Origin of the sequence: Methylocaldum sp., from assembly GCF_039794385.1 — a bacterium.
In the GTDB taxonomy this organism is placed as follows: Bacteria; Pseudomonadota; Gammaproteobacteria; order Methylococcales; family Methylococcaceae; genus Methylocaldum.
Genome location: NZ_JBDIVO010000209.1, coordinates 1 through 8,814, shown reverse-complemented (window position 1 = coordinate 8,814; position 8,814 = coordinate 1). Strand labels below are relative to the sequence as shown.

General features: G+C 61.3%; 7 protein-coding genes. 4 read left to right on the top strand and 3 right to left on the bottom strand.

What is annotated here, in order from left to right; genetic code table 11:
- Nucleotides 1-735, top strand: a 735-nt coding sequence (locus tag ABJK70_RS16315; protein WP_347258489.1) for a hypothetical protein, incomplete at its 5' end; no start/stop codon positions are given.
- Entirely contained in the window at nucleotides 735-1,346 is a 612-nt protein-coding gene (locus tag ABJK70_RS16310; protein WP_143735072.1) for a histidine phosphatase family protein, read from the top strand. The genes ABJK70_RS16315 and ABJK70_RS16310, both read left to right, overlap by 1 nt.
- Here ABJK70_RS16310 and ABJK70_RS16305 read toward each other — a convergent pair.
- Nucleotides 1,343-3,157 (bottom strand): hypothetical protein, encoded by a 1,815-nt coding sequence (locus tag ABJK70_RS16305; RefSeq protein WP_347258488.1) that lies wholly within the window; start codon nucleotides 3,155-3,157, stop codon nucleotides 1,343-1,345. The genes ABJK70_RS16310 and ABJK70_RS16305 overlap by 4 nt on opposite strands.
- Before the next feature lie 69 nt (nucleotides 3,158-3,226).
- Between ABJK70_RS16305 and ABJK70_RS16300 the strand changes: the two genes are divergently transcribed.
- Both ABJK70_RS16300 and ABJK70_RS16295 read left to right on the top strand, forming a co-directional pair.
- Nucleotides 3,227-4,297: a polysaccharide pyruvyl transferase family protein gene (locus ABJK70_RS16300; protein WP_210023856.1), complete on the top strand. Its 1,071-nt coding sequence runs from the start codon at nucleotides 3,227-3,229 to the stop codon at nucleotides 4,295-4,297.
- A gap of 3 nt (nucleotides 4,298-4,300) precedes the next feature.
- Nucleotides 4,301-5,692: a Coenzyme F420 hydrogenase/dehydrogenase, beta subunit C-terminal domain gene (locus tag ABJK70_RS16295; RefSeq protein ID WP_347258487.1), complete on the top strand. Its 1,392-nt coding sequence runs from the start codon at nucleotides 4,301-4,303 to the stop codon at nucleotides 5,690-5,692.
- Between the two features lie 146 nt (nucleotides 5,693-5,838).
- On the opposite strand, the gene ABJK70_RS16290 is transcribed toward ABJK70_RS16295, so the two are convergent.
- The gene (locus ABJK70_RS16290) at nucleotides 5,839-7,944 is read right to left on the bottom strand and encodes a bifunctional (p)ppGpp synthetase/guanosine-3',5'-bis(diphosphate) 3'-pyrophosphohydrolase (protein ID WP_347258486.1); all 2,106 of its coding nucleotides are present in this window, start codon (nucleotides 7,942-7,944) and stop codon (nucleotides 5,839-5,841) included.
- Nucleotides 7,945-8,076: 132 nt separating this feature from the next.
- A partial coding sequence (locus tag ABJK70_RS16285; RefSeq protein ID WP_347258485.1) for a sensor domain-containing diguanylate cyclase occupies nucleotides 8,077-8,814 on the bottom strand: 738 nt, incomplete at its 5' end.

Below are 8,814 nucleotides of genomic sequence, written 5' to 3'. Positions count from 1 at the left end.
GGCATCTCTCCCATCGATCCCTTGTTCATGGAACGGATGAAAAACTACGGCGTCATTCCGCGCATGGATGCCGTGGCCGTCCACGGGTTTCCGCTGGACTGGAACCACTGGCAGATTCACGAATGGCCCGACAAGCTGAACGAAATTCACAGCGTCGTCGACGACAAGCCCATCTGGATTTCCGAGGTCGGCGTCTCCAGCTTCGGCGCCGAGGAAGTACAGGAATTCGGGCTCAAGCGAACCGCGGAACTGCTGCTGGAGCAAGCGCCGCGGATTCACTGGTACAGCCTTTACGACCTGCCCAGAGCCTGGCCCGCCACGACCCGTCACCGCGAGGCCGAAGGCTCGTCCTATTACCGCCATTTCTACATGGGCCTGCTGCGGGAAGACGGCATGCCCAAACGCGCTTTTCGGCATTTCTACGAGTATGCGCCGGAAATGGGCCTGTGCCAGTGGTTTCATTTCGAGGACCACCGGCTCGACGATGCGGTGCGAATCATGAAAGATTTGGGCGTCACCTATCTCCGTACCGGCCTGAGCTGGGCCGACCGTTTTCGGCCGAACGCACTCGATTGGTTCGACCGGCAGATGCGGGCGCTCGAACCCTTCCGGGTAACCGTAACCTACTGCTTCACCCCCGAGCACCGCGGCATCAACGCCCACCACACCAGCCCGCCGCAACGCGTGGAGGAATTCGCCGAATTCTGCGTCGAAATGACCCGGCGCTACGCGTGATGACCACGTTTCTGCTGATTCGCCACGGTGCGCATCTCTTGGGCGGCGACACCATCGCCGGCCGAGCGCCGGGCGTGCACCTCAGTGAACTTGGCCGGAATCAGGCCAACGACATGGCAGAACGGGTCGCCCGTCTGCCGGTTGCGGCTCTTTATTCGAGCCCGGCCGACCGAACCCGCGAGACGGCCGAATTCTTGTCCGAACGGCTCGGCCTGCCGGTTCAACCCCTCGAAACCCTCCACGAGATCGATCTCGGCGACTGGACCGGAAGGAAGCTCGAAGATCTCCGCCGTCTGGAAACCTTTGGCCGATGGAATAGTTTTCGCAGCGGGACACGCGTCCCCAACGGCGAAGCGATGGTCGAGACGCAAGCCCGCATCGTCGGCGAAATGCTCCGCCTGCGCGAAAAACACCCGGACGACTGCATCGCCCTGGTGAGCCACGGCGACGTGATCAAAGCCGCTCTCGCCTATTTTCTGGGCGTGCCTTTGGATCTTTTCAGCCGCATCGAGATCGGACTGGCCTCGGTCAGCATCGTCGCCATCTTCGACCATGGCCCGTGGGTGCTTTGCGTCAACAATACGGGCAGCGAATTACCCATGCCTTACTAAGCGAGAATTCGAAACAGTTGCGACTCGTAGAAATCGCCGGCGCGAAGGAGCCGCCGCCGCTCGCTCGGATCGCTCATGCCGGCGCAGATCGCGCACTGTCCCAAGCGAAACGCGGCATAGGCCGCGCAGTAAAAGGCCAGCGTCCCCGGTGTAGGCAACTCGCCGCCCGCATCGGCGAACGCACTCAGCAAAGGCCGGACGGTTTCGCTATCGAGCCGCCATTCGACCGTCGCGCCCGCCAAGTCCCAAATCAGGGGCTGACGTCCGATTACCGTATGATCCGTCGAATGCCCGGCGCAATCGACCTTGATCAGCCTCCCGTCGATCGAGCGTATCCACTCCTCGGGTGCCAGCCGCCCATCGCCGTAGGCTGGCCATGGATGCTCCGGGACCAACCCGTTCCACCGTAGCGTACGCGTTGCCAAGGCCTCTCCCAGACTTTCCCGAGTGTTCCAGTACAACATCTCTTTGAGCCGCTCCAGCGATGTCCTTTGCTCGGAAATCGAAAGCGCGGTACCGGCCGCATCGACGATGTAGCGCCCGATTCGATCCAGAACAGCGGTATTGCATTGATCTATTTGAAGCGGCTTGCCTTCGATCCAGAGCCTCGCCACGAAACCGTGGGCGGAATCCAGAGGAGCCAGGGTCCATCCGCGTTGAGCCAGCCATGCCATGCTATCCCTGACCGCCTCCGCCCCGCCGGCCAGTCCTTCGAATTTCCACAGCACCGACGAGCCGTCACGCCGCACCACCCGATATTTGGCCCGCTCGAATGCGACGAACGCCGCCGGCCATTCCTGCTCATGCCGATAGACGGCATGCCGCCACATCCCGCCGCTCAGATCGTCCACCCGAACGGCCGGGCCGCTGCGATATGCCAGCTCTTCCGCTAGCGGCCGGCCTTGCCAAGCCATTTCGCTCAGCCCGACGACATACCTCGGCGTATCGCTCCACCACCTCCGCACGTCTTCGGTTCCGGCGTTTCCGGGGCCGCGGTCATGTCCCGGAAAAAAGCCGATTCCGGATCGATCGAGTCCCGCTTCGACCAGCGCTTGAGCCGCGGCCGCCATCGACGAGCCGGATAGCCCGGGCCCTTCGTCGACGACCAATCCGAAAACCGCTCCTTGAACCGCCTCGCGAGGAATCGCCGCGCGCCGCGCATACGGGTGCCCCGACGGCCTGACCGTCAGCCGTCGCACGTTCCATCCGGCTTGAGCCAGCTCCCGCGCCACCACCGCCGAAAGACTGGTCCCGATGCTGCGAATGCCGACCACCACCGCCCGCCGCGAATCGGAATCCGCATGATTGCGAACCCATAATCTCGCGGCTTGGGCGTATTGCTCCGGATAGAGCGCGTAGAATGCAAATCCTTCCGGCACTTTGACGCGCACCGTCAAGTCCGCCGGCAGTTCGAGTTGGGCGAGCGCTTCTTGGAGTGGCCCGAGATCGGAATCGTGGAGAAACGCGTCGGCGGCGAGATCGGTGACGCTCATGATGCGTTCTACGAGCGTGTCGTTTTCCACCCGGTCGGCCAGGGCTTGCTCCAGTTGTCCCGCGTCGATCAGCAGCCTTCGGCGGGCGTCCCGTCCTTCGCCCGCCGCATACTGTGGCGCCGTATCCGCTTGCCCATCCATTGCGTCGGGAAAGGATTCCCGACCTACTCGGCGGCATCGATCGGTAGGTCGGCAATCCTTTGCCGACGAATCCGTTCGATCCGGCGCATGGCCGCTCGCACGGTCGGCCCATTGCCGAACCCGGCCGAGCGTGGCGGTAACAGGCTCTTCGTAGCTTGGGTCGCCATAAACAATCATATTTTCTTGGACCGTGCCGCACATCGCTTTTCGCGCGCCATCTAATCGTTAAAGCAGGAACGGAACGCTATGGGGAATCCTAAGCCAAGGATGGGAATCCTGACCTTTCACCGCTGCATCAATTACGGCAGCTACTGGCAAGCGCGTTGCCTGGTGGAGGAACTACGCTCGCGCGGGCACGAGGCCGTGATCCTGGATCACGATGCCTGGCGGATCAAACGCGCCGAATGGACGTGCGCACTCCGCCCTGTCCTGCCGACGTCGGTTCCAAGCATGGACTACCTGCTCTACGGCTTGAAGCTCCTCAAGTTTCTCCGTGCCATTTCCAAGCTGCCGCGTTCGCCGCGCTTCAACCTCGAACATGCGAGCAATCTGGAAAGCTTCGATCGGGTGATCGTCGGCAGCGACGAAGTGTGGAATCTGAGACACCCCTGGTATGGCGGATGTCCACTGTTCTTCGGCGCCGGCATCGGGGCACGGCTGGTTTCCTATGGCGCCAGTTTCGGCAATTACGACGCTTCGCAAGAACTCGAACCGGCTTGGGCGGATCGACTGCGCAGGTTCGAGGCGATTTCGGTTCGCGACGACAACTCCCGCGCCATTATTCAAAACGCGCTCGGCTTCGAACCGGAATTGGTGCTCGACCCCTGTCTTCAGTTCATGCCGAGACCGGAAGGAATCTGGCGCGGGCCGGATCGGCCTTTCGTAGCGGTCTATGGGCACAATTTCTCCGAGGCATTCGGCCGAAATGTTAGGCGCTGGGCCAGATCGCACGGCTATCCGATGGTCAGCCTGGGCTATCGGAACGACTGGGCCGATCAGCAATGGATCACCGCCGGTCCGCAGGATTTCGCCCATGCCATGGCCCGTGCGGAAGCGGTAGCGACCAACTTCTTCCACGGCTGTATTTTTGCCCTCCGCCATGCCAAACCTTTCGTCTCCGAGCGCTCCCCGTACCGGTCCACCAAGATCGAAAACTTGATGGCCATGATCGGCGGAGAAAAGCGTCTACTATCGGAAGATTCGACGGCGACCACTTACGACGTCTGCCTGAGCGAACTTTTGGATTCCCGGATACTCGACCGGGTCGATCGGCTCCGTCGACAGTCGAACGAATTTCTCGATCACGCATTGGATTGACCGATGCCGACCCCAGCCGATCGACAGACCTTCAGTCCGCGGGACATCGTGGATTCTGATCTCTGCATCGGCTGCGGCAGTTGCGTGGCACGGGCGAATGCCTTCGCCTCGCGGATGGAGCTGGACCGGTACGGGCAATATAAGCCGACAGGGTCTCCCGAATGGCTGCGCCGCAGATCCTCGGAGTTCGCGCGAATCTGCCCGTTTTCGCCTGGTGCAAGGGACGAGAACGAGCTGGCCGAGCAGCTTTTTCCGGATGCCGGCCGGCACGATTCCGCCGTGGGACATTTTCGAGCCGCCTACGTGGGTTACGTGGCCGAAAAGGACTTCCGCGAGCGTGGAAGCTCGGGCGGCATGGTCAGCTGGGTTTTGGCGGAATTGCTGCGCAGCGGGCGGATCGACGGCGCGGCGCATGTCGCGGCCACGGACCCGAAGCGCGACGGGCTGTTCTTCCGTTATCGGATCTCGCGCACCGAGGACGAAATCCTGGCTGGCGCGAAGTCGCGCTATTATCCGGTGGAATTATCGGACGCGCTCGGACTCATCCGGGCGAATCCGGGACGCTATGCCGTGGTCGGAGTCCCCTGTTTCATCAAGGCGGTACAACTCCTCCGCCGCTATGATCCCGTGTTTCGCGAACGCATTCGGTTCACCCTGGGGCTATTCTGCGGCCACATGAAGAGTGCCCGTTTCGTGGAAAGCTTCGCCTGGCAAATGGGTGTCCCGGTAGACGACGTTCAAGGTGTCGAATTCCGCCGCAAAGATCCCGATCGTCCGGCGAACTGGTACACCGCTCAATTGACGCTCAGGAACGGGCAAGTGGTACAGAAGGACTGGTGGCATCTGGCGGACGGCGACTGGGGCGCCGGTTTTTTTCAGAACTCGGCCTGCAACGCCTGCGACGACGTGGTCGCGGAAACGGCCGACATCGCCTTCGGCGATGCCTGGGTGGAACCTTATTCATCCGACGGGCGCGGCACGAATGTGGTCATCGTCCGCTCGCCGGAAATGGAACGGCTCGTGACGACCGGGTTCGAACAAGGCCGGCTGCACCTGACGCCGGTCGACGCCCGGTTCGTCGAACAAACCCAGGCCGCGGGTTTTCGGCAGCGCCGGGAGGGTCTCGCCTATCGACTGAGTTGGCGGCGTCCCGGCGTGAAGCCGAGCAAGCGTGTACCGCCGGATTCCCGAGGCCTATCCGCCCGAAGAAAACTGATTTACCGGTTTCGCAGCCTGATCACGGCCTGGAGCCATCCGGTATTCCGGTTCGCCCGTTTGATCCGCCGGCCGGGGCTCTATATCCGCTGGGCGCGTCTGGCGTTGGCGATCTATCACGGTTTGGCCTATTCCCGGGGCTGGCTTGGCGCAATGATCGACCGATGGGAACGACATTAGATTGGGGCTGCCGGACCAAACAAACTTTTCTTTGGGCAAGCAAAGAAAAGTAACTCGCCAGCGGGGCGAGACCCGCTCCAAAGCAGTCGCCGCGATCAGCGGCACCTTTTACCAAAGCGACTAATGCGAAAAGAAATCACAACCCCTCACCCGTGCTGCAAGCGCCTGGCGCTGAACACGTTGTGCACCTGGCCGATCTTGTCCAGCACCGAGCTGAGCTGTCCGGGGTCCGATACCTCGGCCGTGATCCTCATGACGACCGACTGATCGTCCCCGTTGGTCTCGCTGTGGGTGCGCACGATATTGATATGTTCGTGCGCCAGAATATGGGTGATGTCCTTGAGCAGCCCCTTTCGATCCAGCGCCTTGACTTCGAGCTCCACCGGGAACGCTTCCGGCTCCGTACCCCAGGCCACGTCGATCAGACGGCTCATCTTGCGGGGCGGCAACTGAATGATGTTGTCGCAATCCTGGCGATGGATGGCGACGCCCTTGCCCACCGTCACATAGCCGATGATCCGATCGCCGGGCTTGGGCTCGCAGCAATGGGCGAAATAGGTCAGAAGGTTGCGGACTCCCTGGATGGTCACCTCTTCCGATGCCTTGCCCGTCGCCGGCGGCAAGGGCTTTTTCGCCGGGGGAGCCGCCGGAACCTTCGGCTGCCATTCCGGAAGCTTCAAGGCATTGGCCAGCTGGGCCGGAGCGATGTCGGCGCGGCCGACGGCCAGCAGCAGATCGTCCCCGCGCGGCAAATGGAAATGCCGTGCCAGCTCGTCCAGATCGACGTCCTTGATGCCCAGCTTCTGCCGCTCCCGGTCCAGAATGGATTTCCCGGCGCGAAGATGCTTTTCATGATCCTGCTGCTTGAACCATTGGCGGATCTTGGTACGCGCGTGGCCGGTCCTGACATAACCCAGGTGCGGATCCAGCCACCCGAGGCTCGGGCCGCCGTGCTTGGCGGTGAGAATTTCGACCTTTTCGCCGGACTTGAGCGAATAGGTCAACGGCACGATACGTCCGTTGACCTTCGCGCCGCGGCAGCGGTGCCCCACCTCGGTGTGGATGTGATAGGCGAAATCCAGCGGCGTCGCTCCTTTACTTAACCGGACCACCTGCCCTTTCGGCGTCAGCACGAAGATCTGGTCCTCGAACAGTTCGGCGCGGAAATCCTCCAGCATCGACTGATCGTCGTCCCTGCTTTCCAGCAGGCGGCGCAGGGCATTGATGCTGCGATCGAGAACCGCGTCCTGCTTGCCGCCTTCCTTATATCGCCAGTGAGCCGCGACACCGTATTCGGCGAAATCGTGCATGGCCTGGGTGCGAATCTGAACTTCGACCGGCCGGCCTTCGGGTCCGATCACCACCGTGTGCAGCGATTGATAGCCGTTTTCCTTGGGGTTGGCGATGTAATCGTCGAACTCCTTGGGAACGTGGAGCCAGCGGCCGTGCACCAGACCGAGCACCGCATAACAGGTCGCAACATCGTCGACGATGACCCTTACGGCGTGCAGGTCATACAGCTCCTCCAGGTCCAGCTCCTTGCGCTGCGTCTTCCGATAAATGCTGTAGATGTGCTTGGGACGGCCGTAAACCTTGGCGTGGATATGGTTCGCTTCCAATTCCTGCCGCAGTATCTCGATGAATTGACCGACGAAAGCTTCCCGCGTGGCGCGGTTGGTCGCCAACTGGTTGGCAAGATCGCGGTATTTGTCGGGGTTTAGATAGCGAAAAGCGAGATCCTCCAGCTCCCACTTGAGCTGCCCCACGCCCAGCCGGTTCGCCAGGGGCGCGAACACGTCCAGGGTTTCCATGGCGATCCTTTGGCGCAACTCGCCGTCCTGATTCTTGAGCAGCCGCAAGCGCTGCAGACGATAGGCGAGCTTGACCAGCACCGCACGCACGTCGTTGACCACCGATAAAAGCATGCGGCGCAAGAGTTCCGCCTGGGCGGGCTCCTTGATTTCGGTCGGACGGTATTCGTCGAAGGTGTTGAGCCAATTGACCTTCTGCACCAAATCGGCGACGGTCTCCCCGAATTGGGCCTTGATGTCGGCTTCCTTGAGCGTATCGCGGAGATAAGGATCGCTCAGCAGCGCAACCTGCAGCGTGAGCCCATCGGCCTTGATCCCGAGGAGAATATCCGCGACGTCGATGCCGCGCGGCCTGACGATCGTATCTTGATCCCGCGCCCTGCGGGCGAGGTTCAGGGCCTCGGCGATCTTGCCGCGTTCGGCCCCGCCGGCAGTAGCCATCAGCCGCGCCTCCAAGTCATCGATAGCGTGAGAAGAGATATCAGAGCGAGACAGAGAATGCTTCATGAAAATCCGTATAAACACACAAGGTCGAGCAAGACAAGCAAACGGCGCACCAGCGCCAAAGACTACTCAACCCCAGACCATCACCCGATTGCCTCCCGCACGCTTGGCCATGTACATCGCACTATCGGCCTGGAACAGAAGGTCCTCGCTGGTCGCGCCATGACGAGGATATTCCGCGATCCCCATCGAGAGCGTGCTGGTTAATACTTGGTCTTCATAAACGATGTGTAATTCCTGAAACGCCAAACGCCAGGATTCGGCTCGCTGAGCCGCCGTCAACAACGGAGCGCCCGGCAGAATGGCCACGAATTCCTCGCCGCCGAAGCGGCAGACGATGTCCTCGCTGCGCAGGTGGCGCAGCAACAGTGCCGCCAGTTCCTTCAGGACCAGATCCCCCGCCGGATGACCATAAGTGTCGTTGAGTTGCTTGAAATGGTCGATGTCGATCATGACCAGACTGAGCGGCTGATCTTCCCGGGCCGATCGTGACAACTCGCGCCTCAGGGTCTCTTCCATGTACCGCCGGTTGAACAGCGACGTCAGCGGATCGCGTACCGCCAAATCTCTCAGTTTTTCCTGCAATATCCGGTTCTCGGCCAATTGCGCTTCGAGCCGCTCGTTGCTGGCCTGCAATTTATCTTCCGCCAGCTTGCGATCGGTAATGTCGATCAGAAAAGTTAAAATCACGGATACCGTATCTTTCCCGTCCCGCAGCATGCTCGCGGACAAATCGCCCCAGAATACGCTTCCGTCCTTTCGGACCAAACGCTTCTCTCCCCGGTATTGGTCGACTTCACCGCCCAA